Genomic DNA, 18,764 nt, shown 5'->3' on the forward strand with positions numbered 1-18,764 from the left:
CTGCCGAAGCGCCTGCTGCCGAAGCGCCTGCTGCCGAAGCGCCTGCTGCCGAAGCGCCTGCTGCCGAAGCACCACCTGTTGAAGCGCCTGCTGCCGAAACACCCGTGCCCGATACGCCTTCCCCGGAACCTGAGGAAGTCCCCGTGGAAAAGGCTGAAGGAACTGCATCTTCCTAGAGTGAAGAGGCTGCCAGATAGCCTGGAGATGAGGAAGGCGAGGTTTCATCCCGCAGGAAGAGTCGGGAAGGCAGGGATCCTAGAGGAACTCCAGGACAAGAAAGGTGAGATCGTCCAGCAAAAAGAAGTTACCGCCAAGGAAAGCTTCAACCTTGTGCATAAGAAGCGTTGACAGGTCCTTCACGGGGCATTCCATGTTTTTGAGGAGCAACCGGTAGAGGCGCTTGATGCCGAAATTCTTGCCCGCCTTGTTTTTCGCCTCGATGAGACCGTCGGTATAGAGGATAAGCCTGTCGCCTTCCTCATATTTTGCCACGTTCTCAGTGTATTCAGGCTCGGTGTACATGCCTATGAACACGCCCGTGGTCTTGAGAAGCTCATGCTTCCTGGTGTTCCGGTGGATAATGATGGGAGGGAAGCTTCCGGCGTTGCAGTAAGTGAATTCGCGCTTCTCCTTATCAATGACGCCGACAAATACGGTGACAAAGCCCTTCTGAACGCTTCTGAGGCTCTCCAGCATTATCCTGTTAGCCTCTGAGACTATCGTCATGGGGGAGTCATGCTCCCTGGCCAGCGTGTCAAGGATTCCAAAGGTAGATGCCATCAGGAGCGCCGCCTTCAATCCTTTGCCGACGGTATCGCCAAGTATGACCATTATCCTGTTCTGGTCCTTCTCGATGAGCTGGCAGAAGTCGCCGCCTATTTTGCCCGAAGGAATGAACTGGAATCCCACGTTGAAATGAGAGGCATCAAAGCTCGCAACACGGGGCTGGTTCTCCTCGAAAAGCCTGAATCCCTCGTTTATTTCGTCCCACTTATTGTCGATGATATGCTTTATCTGATCCTTTGTAGTCTCAACGCGCCTGAGCTGGGCACCGAGCCTGGCAAGAAGCTCTTCCATATCAAAAGGCTTGCAGACATAGTCATCGGCGCCGCACTCAAGACCCTCAACGCGGTCGTGTACCTGCGTCCTTGCCGTGAGCATGATTACAGGCATGGTAAATCCCTGGCTGCGGATTTTTTTGCAGACAGTGTAGCCGTCCATCTTGGGCATGCTCACGTCCAGAATCACCAGGTCCGGGTTCTCCGAGACTGCCTTTGCAAGGGCTTCTTCGCCGTCCTGGGCCGTAATCACGTTGAAGTTCTCAATCTCCAGGTTGATCTTGAGAATGTTCCTGAGGTGCATCTCGTCATCAGCGACAAGAATTCTGGGTCTTTCTGCTTCTTCACTGCCCGGCATACTTACCTCTCCAGCCCGCTATGGGGAGAATACAAAACAAAAATCCCCCACAGATCAAATCAATCCCGGAGCCCATGGAGCCGCCATGAGCCCCGGAGTTTTTTGTCAAAGAGAGAGTTCTCTCTCATCTGGAAGGATCGTATTTACTTTTCGCCAACCTGCTCAACGGCTTTTTCGCGCGTCTCAAAAATCTTGATGTATTCATCCAGGCCGGTGATATCAAAGATCTTTCTGATGTTCATATCAGAGCATATCAGATAGACATCGCCCTGGTGAAACCGGGCCTTGCTCTGCGTGGAAGTAAGCGCTTCCAGGCCTGAGCTGTCTATGTACCTGACCTTGCTGAGATCAATTATGAGCTTTGATTTCCCGCGGTTGACAAGCCCTATGAGCTCCTCTTTCAGTTTCTGGGAGATTGAAAAATCTATATCCCCTTCTACTTCTATGAGCGCAACCTTTGCCGAAATCTCTTTCATGTTAGAAACGATTCCCAACTAATTCACCCCCTCCTCCCGTCACACTGTGGAAATTTTCATCTTTCATTCACGAAATCCTCTTTTGATCAATCATACAGATGACAGAACAAATTCTTTTATTTAATTTTATACACTTTTTCCGAAATTCCTGCAAAGAGAAACGAGCCAATTTTCCCCCTTCAGCTTTTGAAATCCCTCAATCGGAAAATGGCTCATGAAGGTATTTTCCCTTTTATGGAAGAACTTTAATCTCCTTATATTCTGTAAGTCGCCGCAGAGAACCTGGACAACCATGGAAAGCACCAACGCCTCCTGCCCTGCAACGCAAGCATTTCTCCACGAGCGGGGAACGATTCTCCTCGCTGGAAGTGAATACTACGACATATCACCTATTATTGCAGCCATTGAGAGCGGGGGGTATCAACTTTTGCTGGTGAAAGACAATTCCGGGGCTGCTGTTGCTGCTGCAGAAACCTGCCCTGACTTGGTGCTCCTTGATTTCGCCACCGAACTCGGCGGGCATTTCACCTCCCTGAAGAAGCTGAAGCCCCCGGATACAGAAGAATACCTCCCTGTCATCCTCATCTCACACACCGAGGAGTTCATTGAAAGGCTCCTTGTATTCAATGAGGGCGCTGATGACCTTTTTTTTACACCGCTCCCTTTCGCGGCCTTTCTCTCCAGGATAGAGGTTCTGATCCACATCAGGAAGCTTATTCACCTCGTGGGAAAATGCGAGAACATCAGGTCCCCCAGGTGGTGCTCCGCCCAAGGGGATGCAAAAGTCACCTCTCTCCATGAAAAGATTTTTACCTGTGTAAGAAATGATCTTTCCGTGCTCTCGGGAAGGAAGCTGTCCCTTGTAATGGAGAGGGGCGAACTCGACAGCACGCTGAAAGGCACGGCGCTCACCAGGGAATACATCGGCGATCTTGCTGACATGAAAAAGATGAAGGCCCTCCTTTCCCACCTTTCGAAAGACCTCCGCATAGGAAGCGAGAAGTGGAACAGCATCATTGTGGCCACTTCGGAAGCCCTCTCGAACGTGATAAAATACGCGGGGAAAGGCTCCGTGGCGCTCTGGAAAAACAACAGCACGCTCAGCGTCAGGATTGATGACGAGGGGCCGGGAGTACGCCTCAAGGACATTCTCAGGTCCGTCTTTATAAAATGCCACTCGCGCCAGAGGATTCACAAGCTGGGATATCCTCTCATGATGGAGCTGGCCGACGAGCTGATCATCTATACCGGCACGGAAGGCACCTCTCTGGTGCTTCATTTCTCGCTCTAGAAAAAATGCCCGATTCCTATAAAAGGAAAAGCTCAGCTCTTGTCCAATAAAGTTATGGCATGCCAAGGCTTGAGAAAAGACAGGGAAGAGAGGGAGCCTTGAAAAGATAAGGAGGAAGCAATGATAACCTCAAACGACTTCAAGAACGGGATGACCATCGAGCTGGACGGCCAGCTCATGACCATCGTGGAGTTTCTCCATGTAAAGCCCGGCAAAGGCTCCGCCTTTGTGAGGACGAAGCTCAAGAATCTCAGGACAGGCTATACCGTTGAGAAAACCTTCAGGGCGGGGGAAAAGCTTATGAGGGCTCACATCGAGAAGCGCACCATGCAGTTTCTTTACTCCCAGGGCACTGATTACGTCTTCATGGATAGCGAAAATTACGAGCAGATAACTCTGCAGGGTGATCTCGTAGGTGACGGCACCAAGTGGCTCAAGGACGGCATGGAGGTCTCGATCCTTTTCCACGACACGACAGCACTGGGCGTAGAAGTGCCCAATTTTGTGGAGCTCGTCGTGACTGAGACTGAGCCTGGATTCAAGGGCGATACCGCCACCGGGGGAACAAAGCCGGCAACCCTTGAGACCGGCACCGTCATTCAGGTGCCCCTTTTCATTGAAGTGAACGACAAGCTCCAGATCGACACAAGGTCCTCACAGTACCTGAGAAGAGTATGAGAGCGGGGCCTTTTTACTTTTCCCTTCATCCTGCACAGGATAATCCGGATAATATTGATAGAGATCCCTTGTATTCCCTTCTGCCAGGAGAAAGAGAACCGTTTTGCCGTCGGGGCTCAGGACAGGGAAGACTTTTGCTCCCTCAAGAGGTAAGGGCATTTTCACCGGAGCGTCATCGCCGTCAATGGACCAGAGCTCATTGTTTCTTGTGAACACCAGCCTGCCGCCCCCTGCGCTCAGTGAGGGCGGCCTCTCCCCTGCCCTGCTGTTCGCCACCCTCTCTCTCTTCCCTGTCCTTATGTCAAGGCGCCAGATCTCCTCCCTGTCCTCAGGGCAGGCAGCATAGTAAAGCGTTGAAATGCCCTGAAAACAGAGGGAAGAGCACAGAAGCGCCTCAGAGCGTAGAAGGAGCGCCGCGCTTCCTTTCTTCACCTCAAAAAGCTTCAGCAGCCATTCTTTCCCCTTCCTGTCCACAAGGGCGATCTGCTCACCGTCAGGTGACCAGCAGGGGGCATGCAGGAGCTCATACTCGTCTGAATCAAGAATGAAGGAGCTGTCTTTCCCGCCATGCCATATATGGAGCGCCGTTCGCCCCTTTTCCTTGGCGATAAAAGCAAGGGACTCACCACGGGGTGCCCACACAGGCATTGCGGGAAGGGAATCGCCTCTGGTCAGCTCCACTGCCGCTCCTTTCTGGAAGTCCCCTTTCATGAGGGTCAGGATGTCTCCTTTTTTTGCCATGAATGCCAGCGACATCCCGTCGGGGCTGAAGGCCGGGCAGAACTGCTCGTCACCGGAGGACTCAAAGCGGAGCCCGCCCTCGCCGCTTCCGGCATCAATTATTTTTATGTGCCTCTTTCCATTGACATTCCAGGTGACTGCCGCAGGGCTGCCTGAAGGCCCCACGGCGGGATAATAATCCGCGGCCTCGGTGTCGATCAGTGAATGCTCTTCAGCGCTCTCTGCCCTGGTGATAATTATGGAAAAGATGCTGTCAAGATAGGATACCCACGAGACAATGCCCGACGGCATCCATTTCAGGCCGAAAAGGCTGCCGTGCTGATCGGAGAGCTGCGTGGCCGACTGGCCCTGCCGGTCCATGGACCAGACGTTCATCGCTCCCGAGCGGCTTGACAGAAAGGCAATCCTCCCTCCCGAAGGAGACCACTTCGGAAGAGTATTGATGCCCGGGGATGCGGTAAGGTCCCGCACCTTACCGCTGGTGAGGTGCATGGTCTCCACCGATGAGCTCATGGACCCTCCCCGTACAAAGGCTATCTCCGACCCGTCGGGGGAGGGGGCGGGAAGAAGGCATATTCCTTCATCGCCCGTAAGGCGGCTTTCGCCGGTCCCGTCGGCGTTCATAAGGCAGACATAAGACCTCCCCAGGTCGGTAGAGGCAAAGAGAATCTTGTTCCCATGGTCCATCCATGAGCAGGCCAGCTCCTTCCTGTCATCGTGGGTGAGCCTGAGGGCGTTCCTGCCATCCCTGCCGAGAAGCCAGAGGTCCCACGTGCTGCCCTTGAAAGAGCTCACGATGAGCTTGGAGCTGTCAGGTGACCATACGGGCTCAGTGGTGAGAGGCGTCACGGTTATCACAGGGAAGATCTTCTTCTGTGAAGAGCCGTCGCTCTTCATCACGTAGAGGCTCCATTCACCGTCACCGTTGGAAAGGTAGGAGATATAACGGCCGTCAGGCGACCACGAGGGGAGAATGTCCTGGCCGGGGCCTGCCGTGAGCCTCCTGAGATCGCTCCCGTCCCTGGCGGCGCTCCAGATATCCGTGTTCCCCCCCGTCTCCAGCACGAAAGCAACGCGTTCTTCGCCGGGGGAAAAGGAGTAGAGGTAATAACCATTGAGCCAGCGGCTCTCGCAGAGCCTCTTGAGGCCGGCAGGCTTCGATGCCCTCTCTGCGGCCGCTCCGGAAAAAGATCCGCAGGGGGCAGCGAGAAGAAGGGCAATAACTACGACCATGAGCTGTCTTTTCACAGGATTGCCAGGGTACCTCCTGATCTACCCGTCTTGTTGCTTTCCGCAGGAATCCTGATGGTAGTTCTCCCTCGGCTCTTTCTTCTCCTATCAGGCGCTCCCGTCATTTGTTACCATCCGTTAAAGAAAGTTAACATTCTGTTCGCATAGTTCTTCTGGATCGCTTTGACTTCCCATGGCGCCTGCCTTATACTATTCTTAGAATACCCATATTGTGAGGAGGCATCATCATGTCTGACGAGATTAAGGGCATCCAGGCCATGGACAAAGCGAATGAAAAGGGCTTCAACGAGGTCATGTCAAGCCAGAATGAGAGCGAGAAGGCCCGGGACAAGTTTGCGAAAGAAACAAGCGAGCAGATAAAGGGTGACGGTGCTGCGGCCAAGGACCCCGTGGACAAGGCAGGTCTTTCCGACGAGGCCAAGGAAGAGAAGAAGGCCCAATAGAAGCCGGGGTCAGGAAATTATCACCGCCGGGCAGTGCCTCTTTAAACAGAGAGGCACTGCCTTTATTATTCTCATGCGAAATTTTTTCCCCTGCGGAAGGTTTTTTCTTTCCCATACCTAAAGAGTATTTCGTGGGCTCTTTGCGGAAAGTGCCCTGATTTGGCTGAGATGCCGTGACAGGTGACCATGAAAAAGTATACCAAGGGAACGGTCCTCAAGAACCGCTACTCTATCGTAAAAGCCATAGGTGAAGGCTCCTTCGGCGTGGTATATCTCGCTGACGACACCGCGCAAAAAGGGAAAAAGAGGGCAATAAAGGAGTTCACCAGGGAGGCCATACCGCCGGGAAAAGAAGAGCTCCTCCTTCGCGAGACGAAATTCCTTGCAGGCCTTTCACACCCAGGCCTTCCCCAGGTAGTTGACCAGTTCTTCCATGAGGACAGCTATTACATGGTGATGGACTACATCGAGGGCGACACTCTGGACTCCCTGATGATAGTAATGGATGATCCGTTCCAGGAAGAGGATGTCGTTCCCTGGATGATCAAACTCTGCGAGATCCTGGAGTATCTCCATGGCCTTGACCCGCCCGTCATCTACCGGGACCTGAAGCCGTCAAACATAATCCTCTGCCCCGACGGCGACGTGAAGCTCATTGATTTCGGCACGGCCCGCTTTTTCAACCCCGTGAAGGTCAAGGATACCTTCATCATGGGCACGCCCGGCTTTGCCTCTCCGGAGCAGTACGGCTCGGAGCAGTCCGATGCGCGGAGCGATATTTATTCCCTGGGGGCCACATTCTATTTTCTTCTTACCAAGAAAAACATGGAAAATGCGAAATTCACTTTCCCTCCCCTGCGGAGGCTCAACCCGAAAGTGTCTCCCGCCCTCGACGAGATTATCATGAAGTGCATCAATATCGTACCAAAGCTCCGTTTCGAATCGGCCGCTGAATTGAAGGAGGCCCTGAAGACCAACTGCAGCGAGAGCGCGACCCCGCCCCACCCGCCTCACCTTCATCATCAAAAGCAGGCCGCAGAGGAGCACGAGGCTCCGTCTCAGGAGCGTCCATGGCTTCTCTCGCTGCCCGTTGCCGCTCTTGTGCTGCTGATACTGAACGTCGCACTCCGTCCCGCGGGCTTCCCGGGCTGGGCCCTCTTCATTGCCTCATTCATTGCAGCAGGTGCCGGCCTCGTTCTGTCGATTCTTCCGGTTATCACAAGGAAAGACAAACTCGGGAAAACCGGCCTGATAGTATTTGTGGCCTCAGCGGTTCTTTGGATATGCTCCATGATATTCGGAGCAGCGAGATGACTGCCGCAGTTCACTAGGAGGAGAGCACGCCATGGACTTCCTTAACAAGATGAAATGGAACCTCAGGAACACCATAGACGAGGTGAAGCTGAACGTGAAGCACAACCAGCTTGCCGTGGAGAGAAGGTCCATCCTGAGCGAGATCGGGATGCTCTACATCAGGAAAGGGAAAAATCTTGGCTTTAGCGACGCCGAGATCGAAGAGCTCGTGAAAAAAGTGGTGATGTTAAGCACCGAGATCAAGGTAGTGGGAAAACAGCTCAAGATGAACGAGGAAGTGGACTTTTCCGCCATACAGGGCAGCAATGCCGTGACGACAAAATTCAACCAGGCCATGATGAAGATCACCCAGTCCTCTGAAAAATATGATCTCAAGGGCAGGTATGACTCCCTGGTGGAAAAGGCCGTCGAAGCGCTTGCAGGCGTCGGTCACATGTGCATGTGCGCCAAGAACAAGAACTTCGAAGCGCTCCCCGAATACAGGGAGATCATAAAAAGGTTTGAAATGGTCCATGCCGAGTATTCAAAGACGGGAAAAGAGTTAAGGGAGACGCAGGTCCTCGCGAGGGAAAAGAGCGAGTGGCTCATTCCCTTCCTCACTTTTCTCTATTCATTGAAAGAATTTGCAGGCTCAAAGAAAAGAAACTAGACCTTCTTCCCTGATACGATATAAATAAGCCCCCCGTGATGCCATGTCACCTTTACCTCCCCTCCGGCCTTCCTGAGGTACCTGATTATCTGCCTGGAATAGTTGACCCAGCCGTGCCGGAGAAGCCAGGGCCCCATGATGAGAGGCCCTGCGAACCAGCCTGCAGGGAGGATGTCATCGGCAAGCACAAAGGTCCCCCCCTGTTTCAGGGAGCCTAAAAAATGCTCTAGAGCCTGCTGGTAATCGGGAATTGTGGAGAAAAGATACGTAGCCACTATGGCGTCAAAGAATCTGCGGGGCATGACCACCTCGGAAACGTCGCCGGCGATGAGATGGGCATTTCCCATGGAGCACTTCTTTGCGGCCTCCCTGGCTTTTCTGAGCATGCCAAGGCTTGAGTCTATTCCCACGATGAGCCCATTTTCACCCACCTTGGCATGGATAAGGCCGAAATTGAGCCCTGTTCCGCATCCCAGGTCAAGCACCCTGTCGCCCTTTTTCAGGTTGAGGCGGCTCACGGCTTCAGCCCTGTAGCGGTGGTCCTGCCCACAGGAGAGCAGATTAACAAGTCTGTTGTAATAGGGGGCGCGCCTGTCATAGACTGCCCTGATGAGAGCGTGCTCGTCTTCGTTCATAGCTTTGGCTCCGGTCTACCCTGGGTACAAAAATTTAACATTTTTTCCTTTCCCGGCAGAAAAATTTCATACTTTTGCAATAACAATCGGCTATCATGAGAGCAGAACCTGAAAAGGAGCTTCCTGCCATGGCAGATCCGGGAAAAGAGCACTCCACTCTGGCTGTAGCCCTGGCTGTAACGATAGCCGTGCTGGGAGGATATATCCTTTATTACCTGGAGAGAAGGGATGTTCCTCCCACAATTTCAATAGTGGCTGCCGGAGGCAGCAGCGCCGAAGAGGCAGAGACCATGAATCCATGGGTAAAGGGGAATAAAAGCAGTTCAATCTGCGTCCATGTATGTGGTGAGGTGAACAATCCCGGCGTCTATATGCTCCCTGAGGGAAGCATAGTGGTGAGAGCCATAGAGGCAGCGGGAGGAGTCACCGCCGGGGCGGACTGCAGGGGAATAAACCTGGCGCAGAAGCTCTCGGACCAGGCAAAAATCCTTGTACCTGCCATACCGCAGCAGGAAGTTCTCAAGCAGGGTGAGCCGGGAGCCTGCGGGAAGCCTGCTCCCGGAGCGCCGGCCAGGGTGAATATCAACAGCGCCTCCCTGGAGGAGCTCGACAGGCTTCCAGGAGTAGGCGCCGCCACGGCGTCCAGGATAATAGAGTACCGCAGGGAAAACGGTTCATTCAGCGGCATCGAGGAGCTAAAGAACATCCCTGGAATAAGGAAAAAGGTTGTGGAGCAGTGGGAGCCCTACCTGGAGTTCTGAATGGGCGCCGATCCATGCCGGGGGGCTGTTGCAAAAAGACCTCCCATCCTGTAAAATAATAGTAAGAGGAGAGGTGGAATGAAATGACAAGAAAAGGCAGTTCAGGCCTCAGCACCATATATTTCCTGGTCTTCGGGATCATAATCGGGGTGATAATCGTCATCACTTCGGCATCGTTGATCAGGATGAAGGCATCGGCGAAATCAGTGCCGGCGCCTTCTGCACCGTCCACGGCGGCAGGCCTGCAGCCGGCCTCCCAGGAGTCCGGGGCACCGGCAGCAGGCGGCGATTCAAAGGATCCGGCCCGCGTGGACCTCGTCGAATGCCCTGTCTGCAAGAAGCTGGTAAATCCCAGCACCGATTATGTTTACAGCATCGACAAGAAGAAGTTTTATTTCGACAACGAGATCTGCATGAGGACCTTTGAGGATGATCCCCTCAGGTATGCCGACTTTCAGATGAAGATAAATATCAATATTATCCGGAGCCCCGAGGAGGGCTCAGGATCCGAGCCTCCCTCAGAAGAGTTGCCGTCGGTAAAGGCCACCAACGAGATGGCCCCTCCGTCCGACACTGAAGCGACAAAGCAGGCTCCCAAGGCCCCGACGATTGAGATGGTCCCCACGGGAGAAGGCCCGGGGGGAGGGAAGGCAACAAAAAAGCCGCCGGCTGAGCCAATCATTGAGACCCTGGCACCGCCGCCGGTGAAGACGAAACCCGCACCGCCGCCGAAAGCGCCGCCCAAGGCGACAGGAGCCCCGCAGGAGCTTCAGATCGAGGAGATCCCCCTCGAGTAGGATCGCCCTATTCGCCTCCCCCGCAGGCAAATTCCTGAGGGCAGAGCCTGGAGATGCTTCTGCGTATCTTCCTTATTCTCGAGCTGCCGCAGGAGGGGCATTCCCCTTTTTCAGCGAGGGCGCCGCACTCCCTGCACTCGTCGAGGGGGAAGGAGATGCCTCCGAAACCGATTCCCGCCTCCTTCATCTTCCTCACCGCTTTTTCAACTTCATCATAACGGGGAGGCGCCGCAAGCTTTATGAATGAATAATGGCCGCCCTGGCAGAGGCTGTGGTATGGCCCGTCAATGGAAAGCTTCTGTTCGATGGTGAGCTTCGCAGTGTGGGGAAATTCAAAGCCGTTCGAGTAGCAGGGCATTTCGGTGATGCGGGGGACCACGCCGAATTCCTGCCTGTCCAGCAGGGCAAACTCCGCAGCGATTCTCTCCGTGGAAGGGGCGGCAAGGACCAGGTTGAGGTTGTGCTCTTCGGCGCACTCGTCAACCCTGCTTTTCATAAACTCCACGATCTCGACGCCATGGGCCTGAACGCCGGGATCCTCGCCATGGTGGCGCCCGTATAGGATCAGGAGCGCCTCGGCAAGGCCCACGAAACCTATGGCAAGCGTGCCGTTCCTGAGGGAAGGCTTGATCTCCTCATTTTCATTCAGTGACTCGGAGCCGAGGTAGATCTTTTCCCCCATGACAAAGGGCATCTCTTTCGCCTTGAGGTGGCCGAGAGTCTCAAAACGGAGGAGGAGCTGCTGCACGGCCAGGTTGATGACCCGCTGGAGCTCACTGTAAAAGGAGGTGAGAAGAAATTCACTCCTCTTGTGCGATATGAAAAGAGCAACCCTTGGAAGGTTTATGGTGATGGCGGCAACTGTCCCTCTCCTGCGGGGAGTGACCTCCCCCGCCCTGTTTTCCGCAATCCTTGACCCGCCTCCCCAGTAGGCAGCCTTTGATGCGGCGTTGAAAGGGGCATCCATGAAGGAAAAGGTGGGATTCATGCGGCGCGAGGCGACTTCAAGGGCGAGGCGGAAAAGATCGAAGTTGGGATCACCCTCATTGAAATTAACTCCTTCTTTCACTGAAAAGATCACTTCGGGGAAAAGGGGCGTCTCACCGCGGCCCAGGCCTTTCCTGAGAGCCTCAAGAAGCGTCTTTGCGACTATTCTTCCCGCCTGCGAAGTGGCAAGGCCTATTGAGATGGAGCTCTGGGGCACCTGGGCTCCCACCTTTGAATAGAGGGTATTCAGGTTGTACACAAGACCTTCCATCGCCTGGAAGCACTGCTCCTCGTCAGGCGCGAGGTTTGACGTGATATAGTGTCCCAGCTCGCTGTCGAAATCGGAGAGTGCCTGCTCGCCATGCAGGTCGTTCTGGCAGCTCTGGAGAATTATGGCCGCGTGGGCCGCGATAGTGGAGTATCTTCTGGGCGGCCGAAGAAACCCGTATCCTCCTGAAAACCCTTTTTCCAGCAGGGTACAGAGGGGGATCTGGAGGCTGTCGGCCGTCTTGCTGTAATATTCCAGCGCATGGATGTAAATCTCCCCCTTGCGGTGTGCATCGGCATACTGGCTCGGGATAATCCTGGAGAGGTAAAAGTTGCAGCTCGCGGCGCTCGCCACTTTCATCATCTTTGCCCTCGGCGAGAGGGAGGAAAAGGGGATTTCCCTGTGGGCCTCTTTCAGGATCTCCTCCATGGTATCCATGAGCTCCGATTTTCCCTCGCGGATGCTTGTCCTCTTTGCGCGGTAAAGTATATACGCTTTGGCCGTCGAGAGGTGGCCCTCCTGGATCAGGACCTTTTCCACCATATCCTGTATCTCCTCGACCTGGGGAAGGGTCCCCGCGTGTGACCTGGAAAGCTCCTTGACCACTATGGTGCTCAGGTGCTCGGCCTTTTCCCTGGAATCTACCCCCGTGGCGTAAAGGGCCTTGAAGATGGCCTCGGTGATCTTCTTCTTCTCAAACTTGCAGAGTCTGCCATCCCGTTTCCTTAAAATGGGAAAAGAAGCTGTTGTTTTCTGCATAGAACCTCCTTGGGGGGAAGGGGTGTTTATATGTTCCCGTCAATATTCCCCCCGGGAAGGCCCTTATCCTTTCAAAGGCAGAACTCAGTCCGCCCCGCTTGGAGGCTGGATGACGGGTTAAAAGAGGAATAAAAAGAAAGGAGGAAGAAAGGGTAAACCACCATGGAGCTCTCATTCATCAGGATACCGCAGGCTTCCCGCCGATCTTTCTCCATGGTTTTATTTCTCCTGGTTCTTTTTGCATGCGCACTCCTCTCCGGGTGCAGGAGGCCCGCCCTTCCCCACGATATCCTCTTCGTGGCCCTCAGGTCAGATCCCATGTACCTCAACCCTGTCATTGCCTCTGAGATGTCTTCAATGACGGTGAATTCCCTCGTTTTCAACACCCTTGTGAAGTACAATGAGAAGATGGAGATCGTCCCCGACCTCGCCGAGTCATGGGAGTCCTCGCCCGACGGCACGCGGTGGACCTTCAGGCTGAGAGAGGGCGTCACCTGGCATGACGGAGCCCCCTTTACCTCTGAAGACGTGAGGTTCACCTTTGAAAAACTCTACGAGCCTTCTACCAACACCTTCAACAGGGGGCTCTTCCAGGTTGACGGGAAAGACCCGGTCGTTGAGGCGCCTGACAGCCGCACCATAAAGTTCACCCTCCCTGCGCCCTTTTCGCCCTTTTTCGCCAATCTCACCCAGATGGGCATCGTGCCTGCCCATGTCCTCAAGGGCCAGGACATCAACAGGTGCGCCTTCAACTGGCATCCAGTGGGGACAGGCCCCTTCAGGTTCAAGGAATGGCGTTCATCGGAGAGGATATACCTTGAGGCACACAAAGGCTACTTCCTTGGGTGCCCGCGTCTGCGCGGCATGGTGTTCTCCATCATCCCCTCGGCTGAAAGCCGCCGTATCGCCCTGATGACCGGCACCGTCGATATCAGCAACCTCTCCACCGAGGACCTGAGGGCCGTGAAGGATATGAAGAATATCACCCTGTACCAATGGGAGCAGTTCGTCTATTACTACGTGGGATTTGACCTCACCAAGGAGATCTTCCAGGACGTAAAGGTGAGAAAAGCCATTAATTACGCCATAGACAAGGAGAAGATAGTGAAAGCCGTTCTCCAGGGCACGGGGAGGGCAGCGACAGGCCCCATCCCTCTTCCCTCATGGGCCTATTCCGACAGGGTGGAGCGCTACGGATACGACCCCGCAAAAGCAGGGAGGCTCCTTGACGAGGCGGGATGGAAAAAGGGAAAGGACGGCATTCGCTCCCGTGAGGGCATGAAGCTGGAATTCAAGCTATATTACCCTTCGGGGAACCCTCTTTGCGAGAAAGCAGCGGTCTTCATCCAGGCCTTCCTTCATGACGCCGGCATCAAGGCCGATCTCCGCGCCACCGAGTTCTCCGCCCTCATCAACCTCTGCAACCCCGGCCAGTTTGACGCTGTCATCCTGGACTGGGTGGAGAACTTCGACCCTGACTGCTACACCGAGTGGCACTCCTCCCAGATGGGCGACAAGGGGATGAACTTCATGAGCTATTCCAATCCTTCAGTGGACAAGGTGCTGGAAGAGGCAAGGAAGACGGCGGACCAGGCAAGGAGAAAAGAGCTCTACAGGCAGTTCCAGGAAAAGATTGTGGAAGACGCCCCATACGTGTTTCTCTGGAACCCTTACGGGATAGTGGCTGTCAGCAACAGGGTGAGAGGCCTTACAGAGCCCGGCCCGGCAGGGTATCTCATTGACCCGGAAAAAGTGTACATCACCGTTGAATAGACCGCTGCGGATCAGGCGAAGCGCTGGAAGCTCCACCAGTGAAACTGCAGCGCCCCCGTGTAGTTGAGCTTCCAGTAGTCCCAGTCGTGGTGTCCCGGGTTTTCGTAATGCTCCACGTAGAAGCCTAGCTGGCCGAGGGTGAAGGCCATGTCCCTCACCGAGTCCTTGAGGCTGTCGCTCTGGCCGCATGAGAGGAAGAACCGCACGTCATTCCTTCTCAGGTATTCCTGGTTCTCACGGATGAGCTCGTAGGAAAACTCTGTGAAATATGCGCTCATGGCGCCGACGGAGCTGTACCTGTCGTGGTAGAGCGCACCGAGGTAGAAGGCGTTATAGCCTCCCGTAGCAATCCCGTCTATCCCCCTGTGAAACTTGGAGGGGATGGTGCGGAACTCAAAGTCGATGTGGCCCAGGAGGTTCTGGGCAATGGCGCTGCCGTAGCGGTGGTCACCCTTGAAGAGATCACCGTTCTCCCTGGCCATCACCACGATGAACTCCCCGATAAGACCCTCATGAATAAGGGCATCCATTATGCCGTTTAGAGAAGCCTTCTCAAGCCAGGCCCACTCCCAGTCCTGGGCCCCGTGCATGAGGTAGAGGGTGCTGTGCCTTTTCGGAGTATAAAAATAATAAGGAGGAAGGTAGATGAGGTATCCCCTGTCGGTCCCCAGAGCGGGGCAGTAGAAGGTGAAGTGGTGGAGGCTCCCCTTCTCGGCGCCCACATGGATGATGGATTTCATGCCGCCGAACCCGTCATCGCCTGACAGGGCGTTATGAGGATCGCGGAACCACTCACCGTCGGCGTGAAACTTGTATCCGTAATCTCCCGGGGGAAGGGGTGCCGTCCTCAGCTCCCAGCCCTCCTCCACCTTGTAGAGGGGCCAGCCGGGCTCTTCCCACCCGTTGAAATCCCCCGACACGTGGACCTTTTCCTTGTCAGGATATGGGAAGAAAAAAGTGATGGCGTTGTCGCCCTGGGGACATGTATAGCGCATGGCCTCTCCTTCTGCCTGCCGGGGCTTCCGCCTGCGGAAACAGGCCGCCTCAGGCATTATGAATATGCCATCTTTTCTCTGGAACGTGCCCCTCTTCCTGCCCCCCGTAAAAAAGGGACCGGGCCCCGGGGCGCTGAATTCATCAGGAGGGAAAACTCACTTGAAGGAGCGCTCCATGAACTGCTGGCACTGTGAAAGACCGGCCCACGGCGTGTGCGTGTTCTACGGGAGGGCCGTATGCAGGGACCACATAAAGACTATGCCCTTTCTCCTCTCAATATACCGCCATAATGACACGAAGCTCCGCGCCATCGCCGTTGACGACACCCTCCACTGCGGGGTCTGCAGGCCCAGGGAGACGCCGCTCCTGATGGAAGAGCTTGACGGGGACTGACACCATGGAGGGAAGGAAATCCTCAAAGAATACCCTTAACGACCTCACGGGAAAGCAGTGGATCACCTTTACGCGGTCATGGTTCATCCATAATCCCCCGCCGCGCTCGCCTAAACAGATCACCCATCCTGCCAAGTTCCCCGAGGGGATGATCAGGGAGTTCATTGAGTTCTTCACCAAGAAAGGCGAGCTCGTCCTCGATCCCTTCATGGGCGTGGGATCGACCCTCATAGCAGCTTCGCTGGCAGGGAGGAAATCTGCCGGATTTGAGCTCAACAGCACCTATTACTCCATAGCGATGGACCATGCTCCCGAAAAAAGCATACTTGTCAATGGCGATGCACGCACTATCGCTCAGATCTGGAAAAAGCGCTCTCTCCCCCCGGCGGACTTCGCCATCACCTCTCCCCCTTACTGGGACATGCTTGCCCACAGCAGGGGAAATGTCTTCAGCACCCAGAAGAGACGCAAGGCACAAGGCCTTGACACAGTCTATTCCCGCGACGACAGCAACGACCTTGGCAATATCGGCGATTATCAGCAGTTCCTCGACGAGCTCACCATGATTTTCAAGGGAGTGCGGAAGGTTCTCGCACACGGCAGGTATCTCGTTATCATCCTGCAGAATCTCCGGTCACCCCAGGGAAAGATGATCCCCCTCGCCTGGGACCTCACCGCGCGCCTTGAGGATCTGTTCACCTTCAAGGGGGAAAGGATCTGGTGCCAGGACAACAAGAGGCTGGGAATCTGGGGATATCCCCGTGAGTTTGTGACGAACGTGCACCACCATTACTGCCTTATCTTCAAGAAGGAAAAGCGGTAGGAATCATTTCCCGAAGCGGCGAATATCTTCTCACATTTCCCATGGCGGGCAGAATCACAGAAGACAGAAGGCCTGCCAGTCCTGCATAAGCCTCAAGTCCATAGAATAATTCCCTGAGGGAAGACAGGAGAGACCGCATGGCAAAGGTTTTAAAGATCACCGATATATACAAGTGCATAGGGTGCTTCTGCTGTATGGAAGCCTGTGCGAGGCAGTGGTATAAAAGCCTCTCCCTCCACAGGTCGGCCATCCAGATAAAGACGGCAGGGGGCATCAAGAACCAGATGTTCGCTGTCATCTGCCAGGGGTGCAGCGATCCTCCCTGCGCCCTCTCGTGCCCCACGGGAGCCCTCGTGCCCCGCAAAGGGGGCGGTGTCATATACATGAAAAAGAAATGCACCGGATGCAGGCGCTGCGAAGCATCATGCCCCGTTCACGCCATCGGCTTCGACGAGTCGCTGAACGAGATTGTCGTATGCCGTCACTGCGGCTACTGTGTGCAGTTCTGCCCTCACAACGTCATTGCCATGGGGGAGGTATAGCTTATGTTCAATGAGAAGACCCTGAGCATTCTCCAGATAGATCTTGAGAAAAAGCGCTTCTCAATCGCTATGAGAGAGGACCTCTATGACGACTATCTTGGCGGCACAGGCCTTGCCACCAAGCTCCTGGAAGAGAACGTGGCGGCCTCGGCAGATCCTCTTGACCCGGCACAGCCCGTCATTTTCGCCATAGGCCCCCTCACGTTCATGTTCCCCATGGTCACCAAGACCGTGGCGATGTTCAAATCGCCCCTTACGGGCGAGCTTGGCGAGACCCACGCGGGCCTCCGCATGGCAATGACCATGAGAATGGCCGGTTATGACGCCATAGTGATCAGGGGCAAAAGCCCGCGTCCCGTGTATCTCTCCATCACGGGACGCGAGGTGCAGTTCAGGGAGGCTGAGCCCTTCTGGGGCATGGACGTTGACACCGCAGGCCTCTACATGCGGCAGGCAGTATCGGGAGGCGGCAAGAGGAGCATCATCAGGATAGGCCCGGCGGGAGAGAAGCTTGTGGGCTATTCCTGCGTGACAGTCGATGACTTCAGGCATTTCGGGAGGCTAGGCCTCGGAAGCCTCATGGGAAGCAAGCTCCTCAAGGGCTTCGTCATATCAGCCGACAAGAGCTACGGCTTTCCCGACATAAACGGGTATAAAGCCCTTTACGAAGAGATATACAAGAAGTGCACCGAGACGCAGATGCTCCAGAAATACCATGATCTGGGCACTCCGGAGAATGTGATCCCCCTCAACGTCATAGGGGCCCTCCCCACGAGGAACCTCCTCTCCGGCCATTTTGACGACGCAAAATCCATCAGCGGGGAATCCTTTGCCGAGGAGGTCCTCGCGAAAAAGCTCTCATGCTCGGGGTGCCCCGTGGGCTGCATCCATATCGCCTCCCTCAGGCACATGTTCTCCTCCGAGCATGAATTCGAGACCGTCTCGGTCTGCTATGATTTCGAGCTGATCTTCGCCCTTGGGTCGCTCCTGGGCATAGCAGACAAAAAAGGCATCCTGCTCCTCATCTTCGGTATCGAGCAGCTGGGCCTCGACGCCATGATGACGGGCGTCGTGCTGGCCTGGCTTACCGAGGGCATACAGACCGGTGTGCTCAAGGAGGAGGATGTGATGGCCCGCCCCTCCTTCGGCGATACCGATGAGTATATCAAAATCCTGAGTATGCTCGTCAGCCAGCCGAATGATTTCTATAAATCCCTGGCGGCGAATCCGGAGAAGTGCGCAGACCATTACGGAGGCCGGGAGTTCCTTCTCACCCTCAAGGGGAACGGCATGGCAGGCTATCATACCGGTTATGCCCATCTCTTCGGGCAGACCACGGGGAGCCGCCACTCCCACCTTGACAATGCCGGCTATTCAATCGACCAGCAGAAGCAGACTTACTCCCCCGCCGAGATGGTGGAGAAAATCATCAAGGAGGAAAAGGAGCGCTGCCTCCTCACGAGCCTTGTCATCTGCCTGTTCGGCCGGAAGTTCTACGATCTCGATCTCGTGGTAAGGGCTTTCAAGTCAATCGGCATTGAGAAGACAAGGGAAGAGCTCCTCGCCATAGGCGAAAGGATCTACCACAAGAGAATAGAGCTTAAAAAGTCCTTCGGCTATGACTTCCACAATCTGAACATCCCCGAGCGCTTCTTCCAGACCGAGAGCGCCAGGGGAAAACTGGAGAAGAAGGTAATCGAGGAGATGAATGGAATTTATCTCCAGAAAATAGGAATCTCGTGATCTCCCGGCCCGCCGGGGATCACCCTGC

The 18,764-nt window shown here is 54.9% G+C and carries 18 protein-coding genes; 12 read left to right on the forward strand and 6 right to left on the reverse strand.

All coding sequences use genetic code 11. The features are described 5' to 3' along the window. Window positions 1-255: 255 nt before the first annotated feature. On the reverse strand, window positions 256-1,416 hold the full coding sequence (locus RDV48_26065; GenBank protein ID MDQ7826295.1) for a SpoIIE family protein phosphatase: 1,161 nt from the start codon (window positions 1,414-1,416) through the stop codon (window positions 256-258). 143 nt (window positions 1,417-1,559) lie between these two features. Further along, the gene (locus RDV48_26070) at window positions 1,560-1,910 is read right to left on the reverse strand and encodes an STAS domain-containing protein (GenBank protein MDQ7826296.1); all 351 of its coding nucleotides are present in this window, start codon (window positions 1,908-1,910) and stop codon (window positions 1,560-1,562) included. A 274-nt stretch (window positions 1,911-2,184) separates the two neighbouring features. Here RDV48_26070 and RDV48_26075 point away from each other — a divergent pair, with 274 nt between their 5' ends. Continuing rightward, window positions 2,185-3,183, forward strand: a complete 999-nt coding sequence (locus RDV48_26075) for an ATP-binding protein (GenBank protein MDQ7826297.1) — start codon at window positions 2,185-2,187, stop codon at window positions 3,181-3,183. Window positions 3,184-3,303: 120 nt separating this feature from the next. Continuing rightward, the gene (gene efp / locus RDV48_26080; GenBank protein MDQ7826298.1) at window positions 3,304-3,861 is read left to right on the forward strand and encodes an elongation factor P; all 558 of its coding nucleotides are present in this window, start codon (window positions 3,304-3,306) and stop codon (window positions 3,859-3,861) included. Here the strand turns inward: efp and RDV48_26085 are convergent. Next, window positions 3,838-5,850 (reverse strand): hypothetical protein, encoded by a 2,013-nt coding sequence (locus RDV48_26085; protein ID MDQ7826299.1) that lies wholly within the window; start codon window positions 5,848-5,850, stop codon window positions 3,838-3,840. The two genes, efp and RDV48_26085, sit on opposite strands and share 24 nt — an antisense overlap. 230 nt (window positions 5,851-6,080) lie before the next feature. On the opposite strand from RDV48_26085, the gene RDV48_26090 reads away from it, so the two are divergent. The 3 genes from RDV48_26090 (at window position 6,081) to RDV48_26100 (ending at window position 8,259) form a co-directional block, all read left to right on the forward strand. Further along, window positions 6,081-6,296: a hypothetical protein gene (locus RDV48_26090; GenBank protein MDQ7826300.1), complete on the forward strand. Its 216-nt coding sequence runs from the start codon at window positions 6,081-6,083 to the stop codon at window positions 6,294-6,296. A 186-nt stretch (window positions 6,297-6,482) separates the two neighbouring features. Next, window positions 6,483-7,610 (forward strand): protein kinase, encoded by a 1,128-nt coding sequence (locus RDV48_26095; protein ID MDQ7826301.1) that lies wholly within the window; start codon window positions 6,483-6,485, stop codon window positions 7,608-7,610. Between the two features lie 31 nt (window positions 7,611-7,641). Further along, entirely contained in the window at window positions 7,642-8,259 is a 618-nt protein-coding gene (locus tag RDV48_26100) for a hypothetical protein (protein ID MDQ7826302.1), read from the forward strand. Here RDV48_26100 and RDV48_26105 read toward each other — a convergent pair. Next, window positions 8,256-8,894 carry a methyltransferase domain-containing protein gene (locus tag RDV48_26105; protein MDQ7826303.1) on the reverse strand — a complete coding sequence of 213 codons (639 nt, stop codon included), beginning with the start codon at window positions 8,892-8,894 and terminating at the stop codon, window positions 8,256-8,258. The genes RDV48_26100 and RDV48_26105 overlap by 4 nt on opposite strands. A gap of 128 nt (window positions 8,895-9,022) precedes the next feature. Here RDV48_26105 and RDV48_26110 point away from each other — a divergent pair, with 128 nt between their 5' ends. After that, window positions 9,023-9,655: a helix-hairpin-helix domain-containing protein gene (locus tag RDV48_26110; GenBank protein ID MDQ7826304.1), complete on the forward strand. Its 633-nt coding sequence runs from the start codon at window positions 9,023-9,025 to the stop codon at window positions 9,653-9,655. 83 nt (window positions 9,656-9,738) lie between these two features. Further along, window positions 9,739-10,452: a hypothetical protein gene (locus RDV48_26115; protein MDQ7826305.1), complete on the forward strand. Its 714-nt coding sequence runs from the start codon at window positions 9,739-9,741 to the stop codon at window positions 10,450-10,452. Between the two features lie 7 nt (window positions 10,453-10,459). Here the strand turns inward: RDV48_26115 and nrdD are convergent, their stop codons facing one another. Next, window positions 10,460-12,466, reverse strand: a complete 2,007-nt coding sequence (gene nrdD, locus RDV48_26120; protein MDQ7826306.1) for an anaerobic ribonucleoside-triphosphate reductase — start codon at window positions 12,464-12,466, stop codon at window positions 10,460-10,462. Between the two features lie 162 nt (window positions 12,467-12,628). Between nrdD and RDV48_26125 the strand changes: the two genes are divergently transcribed. Then, window positions 12,629-14,239, forward strand: a complete 1,611-nt coding sequence (locus RDV48_26125) for a peptide-binding protein (protein MDQ7826307.1) — start codon at window positions 12,629-12,631, stop codon at window positions 14,237-14,239. Between the two features lie 11 nt (window positions 14,240-14,250). On the opposite strand, the gene RDV48_26130 is transcribed toward RDV48_26125, so the two are convergent. Beyond that, entirely contained in the window at window positions 14,251-15,234 is a 984-nt protein-coding gene (locus RDV48_26130; GenBank protein MDQ7826308.1) for an alpha/beta hydrolase-fold protein, read from the reverse strand. 175 nt (window positions 15,235-15,409) lie between these two features. On the opposite strand from RDV48_26130, the gene RDV48_26135 reads away from it, so the two are divergent. The 4 genes from RDV48_26135 (at window position 15,410) to RDV48_26150 (ending at window position 18,736) form a co-directional block, all read left to right on the forward strand. Beyond that, window positions 15,410-15,628, forward strand: coding sequence for a hypothetical protein (locus RDV48_26135; GenBank protein MDQ7826309.1), 219 nt, complete (start codon window positions 15,410-15,412; stop codon window positions 15,626-15,628). Window positions 15,629-15,632: 4 nt separating this feature from the next. Continuing rightward, window positions 15,633-16,451: a site-specific DNA-methyltransferase gene (locus RDV48_26140; protein ID MDQ7826310.1), complete on the forward strand. Its 819-nt coding sequence runs from the start codon at window positions 15,633-15,635 to the stop codon at window positions 16,449-16,451. Between the two features lie 137 nt (window positions 16,452-16,588). Further along, on the forward strand, window positions 16,589-16,993 hold the full coding sequence (locus RDV48_26145) for a 4Fe-4S dicluster domain-containing protein (protein MDQ7826311.1): 405 nt from the start codon (window positions 16,589-16,591) through the stop codon (window positions 16,991-16,993). Between the two features lie 3 nt (window positions 16,994-16,996). Next, complete coding sequence (locus tag RDV48_26150) at window positions 16,997-18,736, forward strand: aldehyde ferredoxin oxidoreductase N-terminal domain-containing protein (GenBank protein MDQ7826312.1); 1,740 nt, start codon at window positions 16,997-16,999, stop codon at window positions 18,734-18,736. The last annotated feature ends 28 nt before the right edge of the window (window positions 18,737-18,764 follow it).

This window comes from Candidatus Eremiobacterota bacterium (assembly GCA_031082125.1).
GTDB lineage: Bacteria > Vulcanimicrobiota > CADAWZ01 > CADAWZ01 > Ess09-12 > Ess09-12.